Source organism: Paracoccus sp. FO-3 (assembly GCF_006386455.1).
GTDB classification, from domain to species: Bacteria; Pseudomonadota; Alphaproteobacteria; order Rhodobacterales; family Rhodobacteraceae; genus Paracoccus; species Paracoccus versutus.
Genome location: NZ_VCBQ01000053.1, coordinates 1 through 20,091 on the forward strand (window position 1 = coordinate 1; position 20,091 = coordinate 20,091).

At 65.8% G+C, this 20,091-nt stretch carries 18 protein-coding genes and 1 pseudogene; 13 read left to right on the top strand and 6 right to left on the bottom strand.

Annotated features, from left to right (window positions below; genetic code table 11):
* The first annotated feature begins 381 nt into the window (after nucleotides 1-381).
* Complete coding sequence (locus FE811_RS15260; RefSeq protein ID WP_036758317.1) at nucleotides 382-1,056, top strand: 4-carboxy-4-hydroxy-2-oxoadipate aldolase/oxaloacetate decarboxylase; 675 nt, start codon at nucleotides 382-384, stop codon at nucleotides 1,054-1,056.
* Between the two features lie 48 nt (nucleotides 1,057-1,104).
* Here FE811_RS15260 and FE811_RS15265 read toward each other — a convergent pair whose 3' ends face one another.
* Together FE811_RS15265 and FE811_RS15270 are read right to left on the bottom strand one after the other, a co-directional pair.
* Entirely contained in the window at nucleotides 1,105-2,133 is a 1,029-nt protein-coding gene (locus FE811_RS15265; RefSeq protein ID WP_240540475.1) for a LacI family DNA-binding transcriptional regulator, read from the bottom strand.
* A 139-nt stretch (nucleotides 2,134-2,272) separates the two neighbouring features.
* On the bottom strand, nucleotides 2,273-3,064 hold the full coding sequence (locus FE811_RS15270) for an SDR family oxidoreductase (RefSeq protein ID WP_036758260.1): 792 nt from the start codon (nucleotides 3,062-3,064) through the stop codon (nucleotides 2,273-2,275).
* 122 nt (nucleotides 3,065-3,186) lie between these two features.
* Between FE811_RS15270 and FE811_RS15275 the strand changes: the two genes are divergently transcribed.
* Nucleotides 3,187-4,134 (top strand): 2-hydroxyacid dehydrogenase, encoded by a 948-nt coding sequence (locus tag FE811_RS15275; protein ID WP_116221718.1) that lies wholly within the window; start codon nucleotides 3,187-3,189, stop codon nucleotides 4,132-4,134.
* A 7-nt stretch (nucleotides 4,135-4,141) separates the two neighbouring features.
* Nucleotides 4,142-5,173 (top strand): L-idonate 5-dehydrogenase, encoded by a 1,032-nt coding sequence (locus FE811_RS15280; RefSeq protein ID WP_036758262.1) that lies wholly within the window; start codon nucleotides 4,142-4,144, stop codon nucleotides 5,171-5,173.
* 8 nt (nucleotides 5,174-5,181) lie between these two features.
* On the opposite strand, the gene FE811_RS15285 is transcribed toward FE811_RS15280, so the two are convergent.
* Nucleotides 5,182-6,114, bottom strand: a complete 933-nt coding sequence (locus tag FE811_RS15285; protein ID WP_114537919.1) for a LysR substrate-binding domain-containing protein — start codon at nucleotides 6,112-6,114, stop codon at nucleotides 5,182-5,184.
* Nucleotides 6,115-6,356: 242 nt separating this feature from the next.
* Here FE811_RS15285 and FE811_RS15290 point away from each other — a divergent pair, with 242 nt between their 5' ends.
* The 4 genes from FE811_RS15290 (at nucleotide 6,357) to gndA (ending at nucleotide 10,863) form a co-directional block, all read left to right on the top strand.
* Nucleotides 6,357-7,343: a TRAP transporter substrate-binding protein gene (locus FE811_RS15290; RefSeq protein ID WP_114537920.1), complete on the top strand. Its 987-nt coding sequence runs from the start codon at nucleotides 6,357-6,359 to the stop codon at nucleotides 7,341-7,343.
* A gap of 1 nt (nucleotide 7,344) precedes the next feature.
* Complete coding sequence (locus FE811_RS15295; protein ID WP_036758266.1) at nucleotides 7,345-7,935, top strand: TRAP transporter small permease subunit; 591 nt, start codon at nucleotides 7,345-7,347, stop codon at nucleotides 7,933-7,935.
* Nucleotides 7,936-7,980: 45 nt separating this feature from the next.
* A complete protein-coding gene (locus FE811_RS15300) occupies nucleotides 7,981-9,285 on the top strand; it encodes a TRAP transporter large permease (RefSeq protein WP_116221248.1) in 1,305 nt (434 codons plus the stop codon).
* A gap of 174 nt (nucleotides 9,286-9,459) precedes the next feature.
* Nucleotides 9,460-10,863: an NADP-dependent phosphogluconate dehydrogenase gene (gndA, locus tag FE811_RS15305; RefSeq protein ID WP_116221247.1), complete on the top strand. Its 1,404-nt coding sequence runs from the start codon at nucleotides 9,460-9,462 to the stop codon at nucleotides 10,861-10,863.
* A gap of 195 nt (nucleotides 10,864-11,058) precedes the next feature.
* On the opposite strand, the gene FE811_RS27515 is transcribed toward gndA, so the two are convergent.
* On the bottom strand, nucleotides 11,059-11,235 hold the full coding sequence (locus tag FE811_RS27515) for a hypothetical protein (protein ID WP_166435424.1): 177 nt from the start codon (nucleotides 11,233-11,235) through the stop codon (nucleotides 11,059-11,061).
* Nucleotides 11,236-11,532: 297 nt separating this feature from the next.
* On the opposite strand from FE811_RS27515, the gene FE811_RS15310 reads away from it, so the two are divergent.
* The gene (locus FE811_RS15310) at nucleotides 11,533-11,769 is read left to right on the top strand and encodes a hypothetical protein (RefSeq protein WP_116221245.1); all 237 of its coding nucleotides are present in this window, start codon (nucleotides 11,533-11,535) and stop codon (nucleotides 11,767-11,769) included.
* Nucleotides 11,770-12,259: 490 nt separating this feature from the next.
* Here FE811_RS15310 and FE811_RS15315 read toward each other — a convergent pair.
* Both FE811_RS15315 and FE811_RS15325 read right to left on the bottom strand, forming a co-directional pair.
* A pseudogene (locus tag FE811_RS15315) lies at nucleotides 12,260-13,065 on the bottom strand (DDE-type integrase/transposase/recombinase).
* A 552-nt stretch (nucleotides 13,066-13,617) separates the two neighbouring features.
* Nucleotides 13,618-14,577: a LysR family transcriptional regulator gene (locus tag FE811_RS15325; RefSeq protein WP_116221244.1), complete on the bottom strand. Its 960-nt coding sequence runs from the start codon at nucleotides 14,575-14,577 to the stop codon at nucleotides 13,618-13,620.
* Between the two features lie 154 nt (nucleotides 14,578-14,731).
* Between FE811_RS15325 and FE811_RS15330 the strand changes: the two genes are divergently transcribed.
* The 5 genes from FE811_RS15330 (at nucleotide 14,732) to FE811_RS15350 (ending at nucleotide 20,071) form a co-directional block, all read left to right on the top strand.
* The gene (locus tag FE811_RS15330) at nucleotides 14,732-16,006 is read left to right on the top strand and encodes an ArgE/DapE family deacylase (RefSeq protein ID WP_208861530.1); all 1,275 of its coding nucleotides are present in this window, start codon (nucleotides 14,732-14,734) and stop codon (nucleotides 16,004-16,006) included.
* Nucleotides 16,007-16,019: 13 nt separating this feature from the next.
* Nucleotides 16,020-17,312: an MFS transporter gene (locus tag FE811_RS15335; protein ID WP_116221243.1), complete on the top strand. Its 1,293-nt coding sequence runs from the start codon at nucleotides 16,020-16,022 to the stop codon at nucleotides 17,310-17,312.
* Between the two features lie 194 nt (nucleotides 17,313-17,506).
* Nucleotides 17,507-18,061, top strand: a complete 555-nt coding sequence (locus tag FE811_RS15340; RefSeq protein WP_116221242.1) for a MarR family winged helix-turn-helix transcriptional regulator — start codon at nucleotides 17,507-17,509, stop codon at nucleotides 18,059-18,061.
* Nucleotides 18,058-18,576 (top strand): flavin reductase family protein, encoded by a 519-nt coding sequence (locus FE811_RS15345; protein ID WP_140848057.1) that lies wholly within the window; start codon nucleotides 18,058-18,060, stop codon nucleotides 18,574-18,576. Before FE811_RS15340 ends, FE811_RS15345 begins: the two co-directional genes overlap by 4 nt.
* Nucleotides 18,577-18,598: 22 nt before the next feature.
* Complete coding sequence (locus FE811_RS15350; RefSeq protein ID WP_036758288.1) at nucleotides 18,599-20,071, top strand: 4-hydroxyphenylacetate 3-hydroxylase family protein; 1,473 nt, start codon at nucleotides 18,599-18,601, stop codon at nucleotides 20,069-20,071.
* Nucleotides 20,072-20,091: the final 20 nt, after the last annotated feature.

Below are 20,091 nucleotides of genomic sequence, written 5' to 3' on the forward strand. Positions count from 1 at the left end.
GCTGCCGCCGCGGCGGCGGGTGGCGCGGGCTGGGCGCCGCCGGCCGCGCCGCGGCGGATGGTGATCCGGTGCCCCTCGGCCGAAAAGGCGAACTCGGCGAGATGGTTTTCTGCGGCCCATTCCATCCCCGCGATGATGGAGTCGATGGTGATCGGCATGCGAAGGGCGTCGTCCCTGTGCGAAGTTGCGTTCTTTTGCGATTGGTAGCACCGCCGCTTTGCAATGATGTCAGAGCGGTTTCGCATGACCCGGTGCGGGGCATCGCGAAACCCGATCACATCAGATGCAGACGCTCTTATGCCAGGGGGCTGCGTCCTTCCTATGCTGCCGGCCGATCACCCCCGGCCCCGGCCGCGATATTCCAGCAAGGAGAAGCACGACGTGCCCCATATCATCACCAGGATAGAACGTGCCGCCGCAGCGGATGTGGCCGCGCTGTCGAAATTCGGCAGCGCCACGATTCACGAGGCGCAGGGTCGGCTGGGCGCGCTGAGCTCGCGCCTGAAGCCCGTCGACCGCGCCATGTCGGTCTGCGGCCCCGCCTTCACCGTGCAAAGCGCGCCGCGCGACAACATCATGCTGCAACTGGCGATCCATTATGCCCAGCCCGGCGACGTCGTCATCGTCTCGGCCGGGGAATACGAGGAGGCGGGCTGTTTCGGCGACGTCCTGGCCAATGCCTGCCTGGCCAAGGGCATTGCCGGCGTCGTCACCGATACCGGGGTGCGCGACACGCAGGAACTGATCCGGCTGGGCCTGCCGGTGTTTTCGCTGAGCGTCTGCATCAAGGGCACGGTCAAGGAAACGCTGGGCCAGATCAACGGCGACATCGTCATCGGCGGCCAGGTGGTGCGGCCGGGCGACGTGATCCGGGGCGATGCGGACGGCCTGGTCGTCGTGCGCCGCGAGGATGCCGCCGAGGTGGCGCGCAAATCCGCCGCCCGCGAAGCGGACGAGGCCGGCTATATCGAGGCCTACAAATCCGGCCGGACGGTGATCGACGTCTGCAATCTCGAGGCGGTGCTGAAGGCCAAGGGCCTGACCACCGATCTTTGACGACCCCCCTTTGACAAGACATGTCCTGCGCCTCGCCGGGGCGCAGGGTCAGGCCGAGGATTCCCGCACGATCAGGTCCGTCTGGATCTCGATCCGGGCGGGCGGCGCGTCGGAATCCTGTCGCAGCAGGGCGACGATCAGATCCGCGGCCTTGCCGCCGATGGTGCCGGCATGGACATCGATCGTGGTCAGGCGCGGCACGCTGATCTTGCCGATCTCGTAATTGCCGAAGCCGGCCACCGCCAGATCGCGGGGGATGCCGATGCCCCGCCTCTGGCATTCCGAGATCACCCCGAAAGCCACCAGGTCCGAGACGCAGACGACCGCCCGTGTCGTCGGATGGTTGTCCAGCAACGTCCCGAGCGCCTGCGCCCCTTCGGCCATTCCGACCGGAGCGGTGCCCGCGGGAACCAGCCGCGTGTCGTCCAGCCCATGGCGGCGCATCGCCTGGACAAAGCCGCGTCGGCGCTGGCCGCCGCGCGGATCGCGCGGCGATTCACCGCCGATGAAGGCGATGTCGCGATAGCCCGAGGCGACCAGATGATCCACCAGCCGGCCAATGCAAGCGGTGTTGGAAAAGCCCACCACATGTCGGATCGGCTCGGCGGGCAGGTCCCAGATCTCGATCACGGGAATCCGCGTCGCCCGCAGCATTTGCCGCGTCCTGCGGGTATAGTCGCCCACTGTCAGGACGATCGCCTCGGGCTTGCGGCGCAGCAGCTGGCCGATCAGCCTTTCCTCTTCGTGCGGGTCGTATTCGGTATTGGCCAGCAGGATCTGCAAGCCGTTCCGGGACAGCCCGCGCGAGAGCTGCCGCACGGTTTCCGCGAAGTTTGCATTGTTGATCGAGGGCACGGTGACCGCCACGAAGCCGGTCCGGTTTTGCCTGAGGCTGGCGGCGGTTGCGTCGAAGACATAGCCAAGCTCCTCGGCCTTGGCCAGAATCCGTGCCCGTGTCTGCGAGTTGACGCCCTCGTCGCCGCGAAAGGCCCGCGAGACGGTCATCGCGGAAACCCCGACCGCCTTGGCGATATCCGCCATCTTCACGGTTGCGCTGTGAAATCCGTCCCTGCTCATGCCGCCACATGCCCCTGCCGAAAGGGCAGGCTAGACGCTGCGGGATGCGGTCACAACACCCCTGCGGCATGGGCCGGCCTGCCGCGGGAATCGCAGCGGGCCTCGCGCCGGCCGCCCGGCACGAGGGGATGATGCGCGCCTAGAGCGAAACACTGATCGCCCCGTCCACATAGAGCGTGTGCCCGTTCACGAAGCTCGAGGCGTCCGAGGACAGGAAGATGCAGGCCCCCACCAGTTCCTCGACCAGGCCCCAGCGCCCGGCGGGCGTGCGCTTTTCCAGCCAGGCCGAGAAGTCGGGGTCCGCGACCAGCGCGGCGTTCAGCGGCGTGTCGAAATATCCCGGCGCGATGGCATTGCATTGCAGCCCGTGGCGGGCCCAGTCCGTGGCCATGCCCTTGGTCAGGTTGCCGACGGCGCCCTTGGTGGCGGTATAGGGGGCGATGCCCGGCCGTGCCAATGCGGTCTGGACCGAGCAGATATTGACGATCTTGCCGCGGCCGCGCCGGATCATGTGCCGCGCCACCGCTTGGCCGACGTGAAAGACCGAGGCGATGTTGGTCTGCAGCAGGGCCTCGAACCTGTCAGCCGGGAAATCTTCGAGCGGCGTGCGATACTGCATGCCGGCATTGTTGACCAGGATGTCGATGGGCCCGGTCGTGGCCTCGAAACCGTCGATCGCGGCGCGGACCTCGTCATGGCGCGTCACGTCGAAGGGCAGGGCCCGGATCTCGGCCTCGGGCAGCTCCGCCTGCAGCGCGGCGCGCGCTTCCTCCAGCCGTTCCGGGTTCCGGGCGTTCAGCACGACCGCGGCGCCGCTTTTCGCCAGCCCCCGCGCCAGCGCATGACCGATGCCCTGCGACGACCCCGTCACCAGCGCACGGCGGCCCGCCAACCCGAACATGCTTTCCACAAATCCATTCGTTCCGGCCATCCCAGATCCTCCGTTTGGGGCTCGACAAATCCGTTCGACTCGTGTTTGTTATCGATAACAATCCGAGTCAAGGGCCCGCTGAAGGGGCGATCGGAAAATCCCGCACCATGATGGAGAAGACGATGAGCAAGCCGGTAGTCCTGCAGATGGGGGCCTATCCAGAATGGGATGAAGTTCCGCTGAACGCGGATTACGACCTGCGCCGTTATTTCGAGGCCGCGGACAAGGATGCCTTCCTTGCCGAATGCGGGGCGCATGTGCGGGCCATCGCCACCAGGGGCGAGTTGGGGGCCAGCCGCAAGGTCATCGAGGCCTGCCCGAATCTCGAGCTGATCTCGGTCTATGGCGTGGGTTTCGACGCGGTCGATCTGCAGGCCTGCCGCGAGCGGGGGATCCGGGTGACGAACACGCCCGACGTGCTGACCGGGGATGTGGCCGATCTGGGCGTGGCGATGATGCTGGCCGTCGCGCGCGGGATCGTCGGCGCCGAGGCCTGGGTGCGGGGCGGCCACTGGGCGGCCAAGGGCAACTATCCGCTGCAGCGCCGCATCTGGGGCAAGAAGGCCGGTATCCTGGGATTGGGCCGGATCGGCTTCGAGATCGCCCAGCGTCTGCGCGGCTTTGGCATGGACATCGCCTATTCCGATGTCGCGGCCAAGGATTATGCCACCGACCTGACCTTCATCGCCGATCCGGTCGAGCTGGCGCGGCATTCCGAGTTCCTGTTCGTCGCGCTGGCGGCTTCGGCGCAGACCCGGCACATCGTCAATCGCGAGGTGATCGAGGCGCTGGGCCCCGAGGGCGTGCTGGTCAATGTCTCGCGCGCCTCCAACATCGACGAGCAGGCGCTGATCGCTGCCTTGCAAGACGGCCGGCTGGGCGCGGCGGCGCTGGATGTTTTCGATAACGAACCCCGGATCGACCCGCGCTTCCTGGACCTGCCGAACGTGCTTTTGCAGCCGCACCAGGCCTCGGGCACCATCGAGACGCGCAAGGCGATGGGCGAGCTGGTCCGCAACAACCTGGCGGCGCATTTCGCCGGCCAGCCCCTGCTTACCCCGGTTATCTGAGGCCACCATGAAAGCGATCGTCATCCACGCCGCCAGGGATCTGCGCATCGAGGAACGCGAGCCCGAGGCGCTTGGCCCCGGACAGGTGCGCATCCGCCTTGCGGCTGGCGGGGTCTGCGGATCGGACCTGCATTACTACAACCACGGCGGCTTCGGGACGGTGCGGCTGCGCGAGCCGATGATCCTTGGCCATGAGGTTTCCGGCCATGTCGTCGAATGCGCGCCGGACGTGGCGGGGCTCGTTCCCGGCGATCTGGTCGCCGTGTCGCCCTCGCGTCCCTGCGGGGACTGCGGCTATTGCCGCGAGGGGCTGCCCAACCATTGCGAGAACATGCGCTTCTACGGCTCGGCCATGCCGTTCCCGCATATCCAGGGCGCGTTCCGGCAGGAACTGGTGGCGGATGCCACGCAATGCGTGCTGGCCAACGGCCTGACGCCGGGCGAGGCGGCGATGGCCGAGCCCCTGGCGGTCACGCTGCACGCCGCGCGCCGGGCCGGGGAATTGCTGGGCAAGCGCGTGCTCGTCACCGGCTGCGGTCCCATCGGCCTGTTGTCGATCCTGTCGGCGCGGCTGGCGGGCGCGGGCGAGATCGTTGCGACGGACCTGTCGGATTTCACGCTGGCGATGGCGCGCCAATGCGGCGCGGATCTGACGGTCAACACCGGCACGGCGCCGGATGGCCTGTCGCCCTTTGCCGTGGGCAAGGGAAGCTTCGATGTCCTGTTCGAATGCACGGGTGTCGCCGCGGCCATCGCGCCGGCCATCGCGGCCATGCGGCCGCGCGGCGTGGTCGTGCAGTTGGGATTGGGCGGCGACATGCCGCTGCCGATGACGGCGCTTACCGCCAAGGAGCTGGACCTGCGCGGCTCCTTCCGGTTCCACCAGGAGTTCGCGACCGGCGTCCAGGCCATGCTGGCGGGCCGGATCGACGTCAAGCCGCTGATCACCCACGAGGTCGCCCTGGACGAGGCCGAGCAGGCGTTCCGGCTGGCCTCGGACCGCGCCACGGCGGTCAAGGCACAGATCCTTTTCGCCTGAGCGGCGCGCTATCCTTGGGCTGAACCGAAGGCCGCCGGGGACTGCGCCATCTCTGTTGCCAGCCGCACCAGATGATCGCGCACCACGGCGGCCGCTTCCGAAAGAGGCAGCTGCGCCGAGACGCAGATCGCCATGGCGACCTTCATGTTGGGGCGCCGGATGCGGTAGCTCCGGGCATCCGGGACGCGACGCAGCACGGCCTGCGCTGCCGATGCGGGCAGGATGGTGCAGCCCAGCCCTTCGGCCAGCGCGTTCGACAGATACGAGATCGACTCGGTCTGGGCGACGACCTGCGCGCTGGTCCCGACGCGCGACAGCGTGGTTTCGATCACCTGGCGGACGGTATGGATCGGGCTCGGCAGGATCAGCGGCTGGGACACGGCCTCGGCGAACGAGATCTCGCCATCCTCCGGCTCGGCGATCTGCGTTCCCACGAAATACAGCTCTTCCGTCGAGATCGGCTCGAAGCTGAGGCTGGGGATCTTGCCGGGATCGAAGATCAGCGCGATGTCCATCTTGCCGGTCATGATCTGTTCGCTGATCACGCCGCCGCCGACCGCCTCATTGGCATAAAGCAGGATCCCCGGATGCTTTTCGCGGATGGTCCGCATCAGCTGCGTCGCCACAAGAGAACCAAGGCCCAGCGGCGCGAAGCCGACGCTGACCGCGCCGGTAATTTCTTCCGATGAGGTGGCGATGTCCTGCTCGGCCTGGTTCATCTGCCGGATGATCATCTGGCAATGGCGATACAGGACCTTGCCCGCCTCGGTCGGGATGACGCCGCGTTTCGAGCGCAGCAGCAGCGGCTTGCCGAAATGGGTTTCCAGCGCGGCGATCTGCTGGCTCAGCGCCGGCTGGGCGATGTGCAGGATCGCGGATGCCCGCGTGATGCTGCCGATGTCCACGATCTTCATGAAGGCGTAAAGCCTGCGTATGTCCATGATAATACACCCCTGAAGCGCGATTCTGCCCGGCCGCGCGGCCATTCTATTGGGTCGGCGCGTGGGGCGCACCGATGTATAAGCATTCGCGATCATGTCAGACCGAACTGTTCTTTTCGCAGCGATGGGCCTGTCGCTAGGGTGACAGGTGCAACGGTCACAAAACTGCAAAACTGTCGCGCCGCAGCCGCGAGATCTCGGTCCCGTTCGTCTGCGGTAAGCGCCAACATTGGGAGAGTTCGATGATCCTGAAGTCAATCGCCTGCGGGGCAGCGACCGCGCTGGTCATGGCAAGCGCCGCCATGGGGCAGACCCGGCTCAGCCTGTCCGAAGTGCTGCCGGACGGCAACTTCATGGCGGAAAACACCAAGAGCTTCGCCGAAGCCGTGAAAGAGGCCACCGATGGCGAGGTCGTCATCACCGTCGCCACCTCGGGGTCGCTGGGCTTCAAGGGGCCCGACCAACTCGGTGCGGTTCGCGACGGGCTGGCCGACATGGCGGATATCAACATCAGCCAGCAGGTCGGGATGAATCCGCTGTTCGGCGCCGAAGGCGTGCCCTTCCTGGTGGAGTCGATGGAGGAGTTGAAAGAATACCACGCCTTCCTTCGCCCCGAATTCGAGAAGCTGGCCGAGCAATACAACCAGAAGATCCTCTACATGGTGCCGTCGCCGGCGCAGTATGTCTATCTGAAGACCGAGATCGACGACATCGGCGATTTCCGCGGCATCACGGTGCGCGGCGCCGACAAGAATACCGTCGATATCGTCAGCAGCCTTGGCATGGACGGCATCGCCATGCCCTGGGGCGAGTTGCTGCCGGCGCTGGCCTCGGGCCGTGTCAGTGGCGTCGCGACCTCTGCCACCTCGGGCGTGGACGGCAAGTTCTGGGAATTCCTGAGCCACATCTATCCGACCAACCACACCTGGGGGTCGAACGCGGTGACGATCAACCTGGATTCCTGGGGCAAGCTTTCGCCGGAACAGCAGGCTGCCATCGAGAAGGTCGCCGCCGAGCTTGAGCCGCAATTCTGGGAAAGCTCGCGCGAGAGCGACCAGAAGAGCCTTGAGATCATGACCGGCCACGGCATGCAGGTGGTCGAGCTGTCGGACGAGCTGAAGGCCCAGATCGTCGAGAAAGCCAAGCAGGTTCAGGCAGAGTTCTTTGACCGGGTTCCTGCGGCCAAGCCGATTGCCGATGCCTATCTCGCGTCGAAAGGCGGCAACTGAGATGGCCGGAGAGCGGCACCTCGCCCCCGAAGCCGTCGCTGAACGCGGCGCTGTGGCTGCCCTGCAAAGGGCGGCAGACTTCGCCTCACTTGTCGCGGCCTGGCTTGCCGGTCTTTGCGTCGTGGGCCTGACATTGCTCGTGCTGATCGACACCGCGATGGCGTTGATCAGCCGCTATGTCCCGTCCTTTCCGACGGGCACCGGAATCGGCTGGGAGTATAGTGCCTATCTGATGGGCGCGGCCTTCCTGCTCGGCTCGGGCATGACGCTGCGCGCGGGCTTGCAATTGCGGGTGGAGCTGCTGCTCTCGATGGGCAAGGGTCGCTATGCCAGGATGTTCGAGATCTTCGCCGCCATCCTGGGGACCGCCGTCACGCTGCCGCTGGCGATCTGGCTTGCGCAGTTCACGCATCGCACCTGGAGCTATGGCGAGGTTTCCCAGGACAGCTTCACGCCCTTGTGGATTCCGCAACTGGTGCTGACCATCGGCGCGGCCGTCCTGGCCTTCCAGATGGTCGCCCGTCTCGTCACCGCCATCAGCGGAAACGCCGTCGACAAACCCAGCCTCGGTGCCGCGAGCGCCATCGAGTAAGCCACAGCGCCCCTGCGCGCGAAACAAGGAATATCGGGGAGAAACATGGGCGCTATCGTCGCAAGCCTGTTCGGGCTTCTTTTCGGCACATTGGCCATCGGGGCCTGGATCGGAATCGCCTTGCTGGCCACGGCCATCGGCCTGGCAATGCTGTTCACCGGCCTGCCCGTCGACAGGCTGTTTCCGCAATACCTGTTCAACATCCTGACGACGCCCGACCTGGTCGCGTTGCCGCTGTTCATCCTGATGGGTGAGTTCCTGTTCAGGACGCGCCTGTCGGAAACGCTGTTCAGTGGCCTGGCGCCCTGGGCGGGCCTGCTTCCGGGCCGGTTGCTGCATGTCAATGTCGTCGGCTGCTCGATCTTTGCGGCGATTTCGGGATCCTCGGCCGCGACGACGCAGGTCGTCGGCCGCATGACCCTGAAGGAGCTGCTGGCCAGGGGCTATTCGCCCGACCTGGCCATCGGCAGCCTTGCCGGTGCCGGGACGCTGGGCTTCCTGATCCCGCCGTCGACGGTGATGATCATGTATGGCGTGCTGGCCAATGAATCGATCCTGCGGCTTTTCACCGCCGGCTTCATCCCCGGCGTCCTGCTTGCCCTGGTCTTTGCCGTCTACATCATGATCCGCGCCAGCACCAAGCCTGACCTGGTGCCCGAAAACGAACGGGCGTTGCGCCACATGCCGTTCCGCCAGCGCCTTGCCGCCCTTCGGGATCTCGGGCCGGTCATGTTCCTGATCCTCTGCGTGCTGGGCTCGATGTATGGCGGGCTGGCGACCCCTTCCGAGGCCGCGGCCCTGGGCGTGGTCGGGGCCTTCCTCGTGTCGCTGTCGCAGGGTGCGCTGAGCCTGCGGGCGCTGCGCGACATTCTGCTGGGGACGGTGCAGACCTGTTCGGTCATGGGCATCATCATCCTTGGGGCATCGGTGCTGGGCAACATCACCTCGACCCTTGGCATTCCTGGCGCGGTCGCAAATGTGGTGACGGACTGGAACCTCTCGCCGATGCTGCTGATCGTTGCGCTGATCGTGCTGTATCTGGTGCTGGGGACGGCGCTTGAAGGCTTCTCCATGATCGCGACCACCCTGCCGGTGGTGCTGCCCTTGGTCGAGGCCGCGGGCTTCGACAAGATCTGGTTCGGCATCTTCATGGTCCTGGTGGTCGAGATGGCGCAAATCACGCCGCCGGTGGCGTTCAACTTTGCCGTCATCCAGAACATCACCGCCCGAAGCACGGCCTATATCGCACGCGTCACCTTCCCCTTCCTGCTGATCATGATCGGCTTTGCGATCATGCTGGCCGTGTTCCCTGGGATCGTCACCTTCCTGCCCAACCTGCTGCTGGGCTGAACCCGCTAAGGCGTGGCGCCCAGGTCTTCTTGCCGGGGGCGCCATGCAGGTCGGCTTTGACTGCCTGTTCCGTTGGCGCTATCAGAGGCTCCATGCCACGGCCTAACGCGCAGCTGCATTTCGATCATCAATCGGCGTCCCTCGGGGATGCGCTGTCCAGAGCAAAGAAGAATAATGAAAACTGAAACTTCGATCGGCCTTATCGGCCTTGGGACGATGGGGGCGGCGCTGGCGCTGAACATCGCCGAGAAGGGCTTTCCCATCGCGGTCTGGAACCGCACCACCGAAGTGACCCGCCGCTTCCACGCCGAGGCCGGCGCGCTGGCGGATCGCGTGATCCCGACCGAGAGCCTGGCCGACCTGGTCGCTGCCATTGCCCCGCCGCGCGCCATCATCCTGATGGTCCCCGCCGGTCCGGCCGTCGACGACCAGATCGCCGCGCTGGCGCCGCTGCTCGGCCCCGATGACCTGGTCATCGACGCCGGCAACGCCAATTTCCACGACACCAACCGCCGCGCGGCGTCCGGCCTGCCGATGCGCTTCCTGGGCATGGGCGTCTCGGGCGGCGAAGAGGGCGCGCGCCACGGCCCCGCCATCATGGGCGGCGGCGCACGGGCCGACTGGGACCGCGTCGCAGGGGTCATGCAGGCCATCGCCGCCCAGGCCGAGGACGGCACCCCCTGCGCCACCTGGATGGGCGAGGCCGGCGCCGGGCATTTCGTCAAGACCGTGCATAACGGCATCGAATATGCCGACATGCAGATGATCGCCGAGGTTTATGGCGTGATGCGCGACGGGCTCGGCCTGTCCGCCGCCGCCATCGGCGAGACCTTCGCCGGCTGGAACGAAGGCGTGCTGAAATCCTATCTGGTCGAGATCTCGGCCGCGGTGGCCGGCGCCGCCGATCCGCTGACCGGCCAGCCGATGCTGGACGTGATCCTGGACGCCGCCGGGCAGAAGGGCACCGGCCGCTGGACCGCGATCGAGGCGCAGCACCTGGCGGCGCCGATCCCGGTGATCGAGGCGGCGGTGATGGCGCGCAACGTCTCGGCCCGCATCGACGAGCGCAAGGCGGGCGAGGCGCGTTTCGCTGCCGCCCCGCAGGCGCTGGACCTGGCGCGCGACCAACTGGAGCAGGCGCTGATCGCCGGCAAGATCCTGTGCTATGCGCAGGGTTTCGCGATGATCGAGGCCGCCGGCCGCGCCTTCGGCTGGCAGCTCGACCTGCCGGGGATCGCGCGGGTCTGGCGTGCGGGCTGCATCATCCGCTCGGCGATGCTGAACGACATGGCGACGGCGCTGGCCGAGGATCCGTCGCGCAACCTCGTGCTGGCGCCGTTCTTCGCCGAAAAGCTCGAGACCGCGATGCCGGCGCTGCGCGCGGTGGTGGCGCAGGGCGTGCTGCACGGCCATGCCTTGCCGGCGCTGGCCTCGGGGCTTGGCTGGTTCGACATGATGCGCACCGGCCGCGGCACGGCGAACATGATCCAGGCGCAGCGCGACTTCTTCGGCGCGCATGGCTTCGACCGGCTGGACGGCCAGGACAGCCATCACGGACCCTGGGGCGGGAAGATCTGAGGGGCAAATATCCCTGGCAGTTCGATGTCCGGCCTTTGCCGGTCTTGTTCGACATCGCGAACCTCAGCGCCTCGGTCCTCGGCCCCGCCTTGTCGACCGGGATGGAAACCGGCATCGCCCCCGTGTCGCTCAGCACTTGGCGCGCCGTCGCATGCCAGGGGCTCTCGATCGCGAAGGCATCGCCCGGATCGAGGATCAGCCGCGCGCAAAGATCCAGTCCCTGCCGCGGGCCGTGGGCGATGACGATCTGGCCGGGCTCACAGACCAGTGCGCCCGCCAGAGATGGCCCTGCAGCGCGGTGCGCGGCCGCGGCGTGCCGCGCGGGCCGGCATGGCTCAGGCGCTCGGGCTGCCGGGGCAGGGGTGTGGACATGGCGCGCTTCCAGGGGGGCGTGGGAAAACCGTCGACCGCCATGTCGCCATAGCGGACATCGGCCAGCAGCCTGCTTCCGGCATGGCGGGCGGAACCGGCGGATGCGCTCGCTCCAGGCCGACAGCCGGACCGGCGGGGGTTTCGCGCATCGGCGCCAGGTGACGGCGACGGCGCAATGCGCCAACGAATGCCTGCGCCTGGCCATCTCCACTCCTATGGCAACGGGCAGGATTGCCCTGGGCGCCCTGGTGATGGAGGCCGGGACCGTCCTGTCGATGGTCTGGGCCGCGGGCAATCATGATCCGCTGGCGTTTCCGGCGCCGGAAAGGTTCGACCCCGACCACCAGGGCGCGCGCGCTGATGTTCGGCCTGGGGCAGCCTGCCTGCCTGGGCCATGCGATCATCCGGGCGACCTTGGTGCAGCTGCTCGGCGTCCTGGAGGCATTCGCCCCCGAGGCCGGCACCCCGCCAGCACGCTGGTCGCCGTTTGCGCAGGACCATCTTCCTGCCCTCGGCATCCGTTTCGAGGGCTGATCGCCGCGGGCGGATCGGTCCATGAATGCCGCAGCCCACTCATGGCCCTTTCCTGGGGCGATGCAGATCGCGCCCTGTTTGCACCGGGTTGCACCTTGCCCGAGTTCCCGACTTTCGCCGCGGGGGCTGCGGCCGATGCTGCGTTTGGCGGCCCGCATCGGCCGTGCCTCTGCTCGCGAGGAATAGCCTACGAATTTTGGAAGTCGACTTGGATCTAGAGGCCCTGGATTAGGGGCAACTTTGCTTGGCGGCGGCGAAATTCCGGGATTTGGGGTGGTGGATTGGCGCGTGGAGAGCGGGGTTTTCCGAGTGGACCGTAAAGTTGTAGCCGATGCAATCGGTCATTCGTCTCTTGTGAGCGGAATACCTGTTATGCCGGCGTTTGGCGCCGCCACTCTGGAAAACCCGGCAGACGCCCCTGCCAAGATATCTCGAGCCATCATCGATATAGTGAACCGCACGGTGCTTTCCGGAGGCCGATTTTGGTGAGCTACGCGGCTATGGGATCAGTGTCCAGAACCGCGTAGAAGTTGGCCTCGGCTTCGGCGGACGGGATGTTCCCGATCGGTTCGAGCAGATCGAGCAGGTGAACGCCATGGGTTCGCGAGAACCTGCGAGGGGGTGTTGAACCAGTCGACCCATTCCAGCGTGGCGCACTCGACGGCCTCGAAGCTGCGTCCCGGCCCGCGGCGGCGGATGACCTCGGCTTTGAGCAGACCATTGATCGTCTCGGCCAAGGGGTCGTCGCAGCTGTCTCCGACGTTCCCCACCGAAGGCTCTATACCCGCTTCTGCCATCTGCTCGCTGGAGCGAACGGACAGATATTGCGAGCCGTTGTCGCTATGGTGAACCAGCCGATGCCCTTGGGCGGGCGCCGATCATGCACGGTCTGTTCCAGGGCATCGAGCACGAAACCCGCATGAGCTGAAGTGCTGGCGCGCCAGCCGACGAGCGTCCGGGCGGAGGCAGCGATCGCGAAGGGTGAGGGCCAGCCCTCGAACCGATCGCGAGGCCCTCACCCTTACGAAAGACCTCCTTCGCCTGGCGCAACTCGCGGTTCTCTCGCTCCAGCGCCTGCATCCTCTGGGCCATCTCGGTCGGGATCCCTGCGCGCTTGCCGCTGTCGACCTCGGCCTTCTGGACCCAACCCTTCGGCATCTGCGCTCCGCAGCCGATCTTCGCCGAGATCGACAGGACCGACGGCAAACGAAAGGCGTGCTGGCCCTCGTTGTCGAGAACCAATCGCACCGCCTGCGCGCGCATTTCGCGGGAAAACCTGATCGTCATCTGGCTCATGATGCTCCATCCTATGCAAAAGATGGAGCTGCCGGAAAAACCAGAGAGGGGTCAGTTCATCTCCCTCGTGAACTCGGCACAGAACGCGCGAAACAGCTCGGGCTCCACAGGTGCTTTCCTAGCTCGTTCTGGGCTGAGGCCTCCGGCGCGTCGCGGCGGATGTTCACCTGCCGCTTCCATCTGGCGCTTCGAGGCCGAGGACGAGGCGGTGGCCAATGCCAGAAAATGCAGGTTGGCGGGCTATTTCTATGCCCGCCACCTTTCCCACGTCTGGCGGGTGGTCGGGATGCTGGAGATCGGCATGGTCAGGGTGAACGCCAGCTGATCTCGTCTGAGGTGATGCCCTTTGGCGGCGTCAAACAGTCCTGCCTTGGCCGCGAGGGCAGCACCATGGCATCGAGAATTGCCTGAATATCAGTATATGCGCATCCTGACCCTAGATGCAGGCCGTCACCTCAGCGGAAGCCGGCGCGGGTCCGACAACCGCCGCGTCCAGCCGCACGATGGCAGCCAGGCGGGGACAGCGCCGGTCTGCCGGTTTTGCGTTGGGTCTCAGAATAGAAGATCCTTCTTGTGACCGGGATTGCGGACGGCGAAACCGTCGGTGCCGATCTCGGCAAGGTATTTCCTGAAGGTCGCGATGAAGGATTGCAGGAAATAGGGTTTCTCGGCCCCATAGGTATCGGCGACAACGAGCTTGGCAAAAGGCAGGTCGTCGACGATGGGCTTCCTGACGATGGCGCCCTGCTCGGCATAAATCGGGGTCAAGGGCCGCAAGTTCAGGATCGACAGGCCGAACCCCTCTGATATTGCCGCCAGCGCGGCACCATAGGTCCGGGCGCGAAAGCTGATCTGCGGCGCCTCGGCAATCAGGCGGAAGATGGCCAGCAATTGCGGTGCGATCTCGGGCTGGTCCAGCAACACGAAGGGACGCCGGGCGATGTCCGCGATCCGGATTGCCTCTTGCCTGGCGAGCGGATCGTCGGGGTGCATGGCGACATGCGGCGGCACCAGGCAGATCGGCGTCCGGTCGAAGGGGGCGATGATGTCGCCCTCGTAGAGCACGGCGAACTCGATCTCGCCGGCGGAAAGCCAGTCGCGCAATTCGCTCTGGTCGCCCTCTCTCACCACGATCTCGACATCCGCTTCGTTCGCCGCGAAGCGGCGCAGCACGCTGGGCAGAAGCAGCGTCCCCAGCGGCTCGAAACAGCCGATCCGCAGCGGATCAGGAATGCGCGCCGAGATGTCGCTGGTAGCGCGCGCGAATTCGGTCTCCGCTGCCAGCAGCCGAGCGGCGGCAGCGACGAACCGGCTGCCGGCCGGGGTGATGCGGATGCCCTTGGCTGGGAAGCGGTTGAAGATGCGGGTGCCCGCCTCGTGCTCGGCCGCGTCGATGGCCGCCAGGATGGATGAGGTCGAGATCCCCAACGCCCGCGAGGCCGCAAGGACATTCTGCAACCGCGCCACTTCGCAGACATAGCGCAACTGCCTGAGCGTCAGCCGGGATCGCATGCATCCTCCTTGTTTCATGAAATGAAAGAATAGAACGAAATTAATGTATTTTCCAGATTATCCGGCGACGCCTATTCCGTTGCTCAGACCCCGCGCCGTTCCCGACGAGATCCAGCACGCGGCGCAGACGATGCAGATCATGGGAGGAGAAGGAATGCTCACGTCGTCAGAACTCGACCAGGCCATCGCGGCCAGTTGGGACCGACAGCTCGACTGGCTGAAGACCTTGGTCGGCTTTCCCAGCCAGCGCGGCCTGGAAGGCCCCTGCCAGGACTGGATCGCCGACGCGTTCCGCACCCGTGGCTGGAGTGTCGACCGCTATGTGCTTTCCGATGTGGACATGGAGCACCTGCCGGGCCATTCGCCGGTGCGCGACACCGATTATGGCCAGGCGGTGCAGGTGGTCGCCGCGATCCGCGCGCCACAGCCGGTTGGCCGCAGCCTGATCCTGCAGGGCCATGTGGACGTGGTGCCGACCGGACCGGAGGCCATGTGGTCCGCGCCGCCCTATGGCGCGACGGTCGTCGAGGGCAAGCTGTTCGGGCGCGGGGCTTGCGACATGAAGGCCGGGGTTTGCGCCATGGTCTTCGCGCTCGACGCCCTGCGGCATGCCGGCTATCTGCCGGGCAGCGACGTCTATGTGCAAAGTGTGACCGAAGAGGAAGCCACCGGCAACGGCGCGCTTTCGACGCTGGCGCGCGGTTATCGTGCCGATGCCTGCCTGATCCCGGAACCCACCGGGCATTGCATCGGGCGTGGGCAGATCGGCGTGATGTGGTTCCGCCTTTCGGTGCGGGGCAAACCGGCGCATGTCGCCGAAAGCGAACAGGGCACCAACGCCATTCTCTCGACCTATCGACTGATAGAGGCGCTGCAGGCCTTCACCCGCGACCTGAACGAACGGGTCAAGACGCACCCCCGGTTCTCCGGGCTGACCGCGCCGATCAAGTTCAACGCAGGCAAGATCCGCGGCGGCGACTGGGCGAGCTCGACCCCGGCCTGGTGCGAGCTGGACTGCCGCATCGCGGTCCTGCCGGGCATGTCGCTGGAGGCATTCCGCCAGGAGCTGGCCGATGTGGTCATGCGGGCGGCAGGGGCCGATCCGTTCCTCGCGCCGAACCCGCCCGAGATCATCTGGCACGGTTTTCAGGCGGAGGATTACGTGTTGGAACCCGGCAGCGCCTTCGAGGCGACGATGCGCGAGGCCCACAGGACGGCGACCGGCGCCGAGGCGCGGGAATGGCTGTTCACCGGGGTCACCGACAGCCGCTTCTATGGTCGTTATTACGACATCCCCAGCCTCTGCTACGGCCCCGCCGGCGGGCAGATGCACGGTTTCGACGAATATGTCGAGCTGGAGAGCGTCAGGCACACCACCCGGGTGATCGCCGACTTCATCCAGCGCTGGTGTGGTCTGCGCAGGGTCTGAGGAGGAGACGACGATGCAAGACAGGAAATCCCAATCCCGGCGGGCCGCCTTGGGCTCTTTCGTCGGCACCACCATCGAGTGGTATGACTTCTACATCTACGGCTTCGCCGCCGCGCTGGTGTTCGGGCCGTTGTTCTTTACCGGATCGTCGCCCTATATCGGCACGCTCGCGGCCTTCGGCACCTTTGCGGTCGGCTTCTTTGCCCGTCCGCTGGGCGGGCTGATCTTTGGCCATCTGGGTGACCGGATGGGGCGCAAGAACATCCTTGTGGTGACGCTGGTCATGATGGGCATCGCCACCGCCCTGATCGGCATGCTGCCGACCCATGTGACGATCGGCGTCTGGGCGCCGATCCTGCTGGTGGTGCTTCGCATCTTCCAGGGCATTGCGGTCGGCGGCGAGTGGGGCGGCGCGGTGCTGCTGGCGGCGGAACATGCGCCCAAGGGACGGCAGACCTTTTTCGCCTCATTCGCGCAGTTGGGCAGTCCGGCCGGTCTGGTGCTGGCGCTGCTGGCCTTTCGCATCGCCGGGCTGGTCGATCAGGAGGTGTTCCTGAGCTGGGGCTGGCGCGTGCCGTTCCTGGTCAGCATCGTGTTGCTGGGCGTCGGCCTGGTCATCCGCCTCAACATCGAGGAGACCCCGGAATTCGAGAAGGTCCGGCAGACCGGGAAACCGGCCAAATTGCCGGCGGTCGAGGTGTTCCGCGACTGGCGCGGTGCCATCTTCCTGGCGATGGGCGCGAATACTTTCGGCATCGCGGCGGTCTATTTCTACAATACGTTCCTGGTCGCCTATGCCACGCAATATGCCGGCCTCCCGCGCGCCACGATCCTGAACGCGCTGTTCTGGACTGCGGTGGCGCAGCTTCTGTGCCAGCCGATCGGCGCCCGCATCGCCGAGAGGATGGGCAATGAGCGCCTGTTCTTGCAAGTCTGCCTGGGCATCTCGGTCCTGACGCCCTATCCGGTGTTCATGGTGGTCGAAACCGGCAATTACGCGCTGATCCAGGTCGGGCTGATCGTCAACATCATCTTCGGCGCCTTCGCTTATGCGGTGATCGCCGGCTATATCTCGCAGATCTTCCCGGCTCGCGTTCGCTACAGCGCGATTTCCATCGGCTACCAGTTCTGCGGTGCCATCGCCGGAGGGCTGACGCCGGTGCTGGGAACCATCCTGGCCGAGAAGTTCAGCGGAGAATGGTGGCCGCTCGCCGTCTTTGCCAGCACCCTGGCGGTCATTTCGCTGGTCAGCGTATCGCTGCTGGGCCGCTATCGCCAAGCCAATGCAGAGGCCGCGCCGGCCTAGAAGGGCGGCTGGGGCCGGCGCCGTCGACAGCCGCTCACGGCGATTGCCTTCTTTTCCGCGAGCGGGTGCGCCGGAAGCGCCGCCTGCTCGCCTTTCTCTGCGCCTCCGCCCGAAAAGCGCCGATCCGACAAAAAATAGCTTTACAGCTTAGCATTCTCAATTAATCATCTTCTGAAATATCACAGGATGATCTGATGATTCGCAAGGATGCAGAACTGCAGGAGCAGGGGTTGACCGTCAGCCGCGACGAATTGCTGGACCATGGCTCGGACGACGGTTTCCGCGACATGCTGCATGACATGCTGTCGGTCTTTGCCGGGCTGGAGCATATGCGCGACCGCTTCGGCACCTTTCTGGGCCTGTCGGGGCCGCAATACACGATCCTGGCGGCGATCCGGCAGTTCCAGGGCGAGAAGGGCGTCGGCGTGAAGGAACTGGCCGACCATCTTGGCCTGTCCGGCGCCTTCATCACCATCGAGACCAAGCGGCTGGCGAAGCTCGGGGTGATCCACAAGAAGACCAATCCCGCGGACCAGCGCCGGGTGAACCTGACCCTGACCCCGCGCGGTGTCGCGCTGCTGCTGCAGCTTGCCCCGTTGCAGCGCGAGGTGAACGACACGCTCTTCGAACCGCTCTCGGCCCAGGATTTCCGCCTGCTCTGCAAGATCATGCGCCGGATGCGGGCAAGCGCCGGGCGCGCGGCCACGCTGGCCGATTACCTGCTGGACGATGGAAAGGACGAGAAATGACCGTCACCGACCCGCTCGCCTTGCGCCGGACCCTCGGCCAGTTCCCGACCGGCGTCTGCATCATGACCGCCCGTCTCGGCGACGAGTTGCTGGGCATGACGATGAGCTCGTTCAATTCGCTGTCGCTTGATCCGCCGCTGGTGCTGTTTTCCATCGACCGCAAGGCCCGCGGCCTGCCGGCATGGGAGGCGGTAGAAAGCTATGCCGTCCATGTGCTGGCCGAGAACCAGCAGGCGCTGTCCAACCGCTTTGCCCGGCCGGGCGCGAAATGGCAGGGGGTGGATTACCGGCCCGGCCATGGCGGGGCGCCTCTGCTGCCCGGCGCCGCGGCTGTCTTCGAATGCGATGCCCATGCCCGCTGCGACGGCGGCGACCATGTGCTGTTCCTTGGCCGGGTCCGCTGCTTTGCATCCCATCCCGAGCGGCCGCCGCTGGTCTTTGCGCAGGGCCGCTATGCCTCGCTGCACCAGGGCGAGGCGGCGCCGTCGCTCTGGCCGCTCGACATCCATTACTGACAATCACCAACAGGAGAGCCTGATGTTCAAGACCGGACAGCAACATGTCGAATCCTTGCGCGATGGGCGCAGGGTTTTCATCAACGGCGCCGAGGCCGGGGATGTGACCGAACACCCCTCGTTCCGGCGAACCGTTCAATCGGTGGCGCGGATGTATGATTTCCAGTCGCGCCCGGAAAACCTGGACCTGATGACCTTCGAGACCGATACCGGGTTTCGTGCCAACCGGATCTGGCAGTTGCCGCGCAGCTATGCCGATCTGGTCGAGCGCCGCCGGGCGCTGGAGGCCTGGACAGAACTGCATGGCGGTTTCCTGGGCCGGGCGCCCGATCACGTCGCCTCGTGCATCGCCGGCATGTATATGGGGCTGCCGCTATTCGAGGCGCATGACCCCGCCCGCGCCAAGGCGCTGTCGGATTACTATCACTATGCGCGCGACAACGAACTTTACCTGACCTATGTGATCATCAACCCGCAGGCGGACCGCTCGAAAGCCGCGCATGAGCAGGCCGATCCGTTCCTGACCGCCGGCGTCGTGGATCAGGACGCCGAGGGCATCACCGTGCGCGGCGCCAAGATGCTGGCCACCGGCGGCATCGTCGCCAACGAGGTCTTCGTGACCTGCATCCAGCCCCTGCGCGAGGGCGAGGAACGCTATGCGATCTCTTTTGCCATCCCGATGAACGCCAAGGGGCTGAAGATCCTGTCGCGGAAATCCTACGAGGAGCATGCCGGAAACGTCTTCGACTATCCGCTGGCCTCGCGTTTCGACGAGAACGACGCGGTGCTCTATTTCGACGACGTGAAGGTTCCGTGGGACCGGGTCTTCGTCAACCAGGATCTCAAGCTCACCTCGGGCCAGTTCCACGCCACCCCGGCGCATGTCTATCAGAACTATCAGGCGCAGATCCGGCTGATGGTGAAGATGCGCTTCCTGATGGGCATCGCGCGCAAGATCGCCGAGACCAACGGCATCATCGCCTTCCCGCAGGTGCGCGAGACGCTGGGCCAGCTTGCCGCGCAATGCACCATGGTCGAGGCTTTCGTCCATGCGCTGGAGGCCAAGGGCAAGATGGTCAACGGCTATTATGTGCCCGACGGCTCGATGCTGTATTCGGCGCAGGTGCTGACGCAGCAGAACTACAATGCCTTCATCGGCGCGCTGCGCGATCTGGCCGGCGGCGGGCTGATCATGCTGCCCTCGTCGCTGGAGGATTTCGGCAATCCCGAACTGCGCGCCCTGATCGGCAAGACCCAACAATCGCCCACCACCGATTCCGAGGGGCGGGTGAAGTTCTTCAAGCTGGCCTGGGATGCGATCGGCTCGGAATTCGCCTCGCGTCACACCCAATACGAGATGTTCTATGCCGGCGCGACCTTCGTGACCAAGAACCACTCGTTCCGCACCTTCGACTGGGACGGTGCCACCGGCCTCGTGGACCGGATGCTCGACAGTTACTCCCTGGAGGCCGAGCTGGCCCAGGTTTCGCAATAGCCCAATTCCGCAGCAAAGGA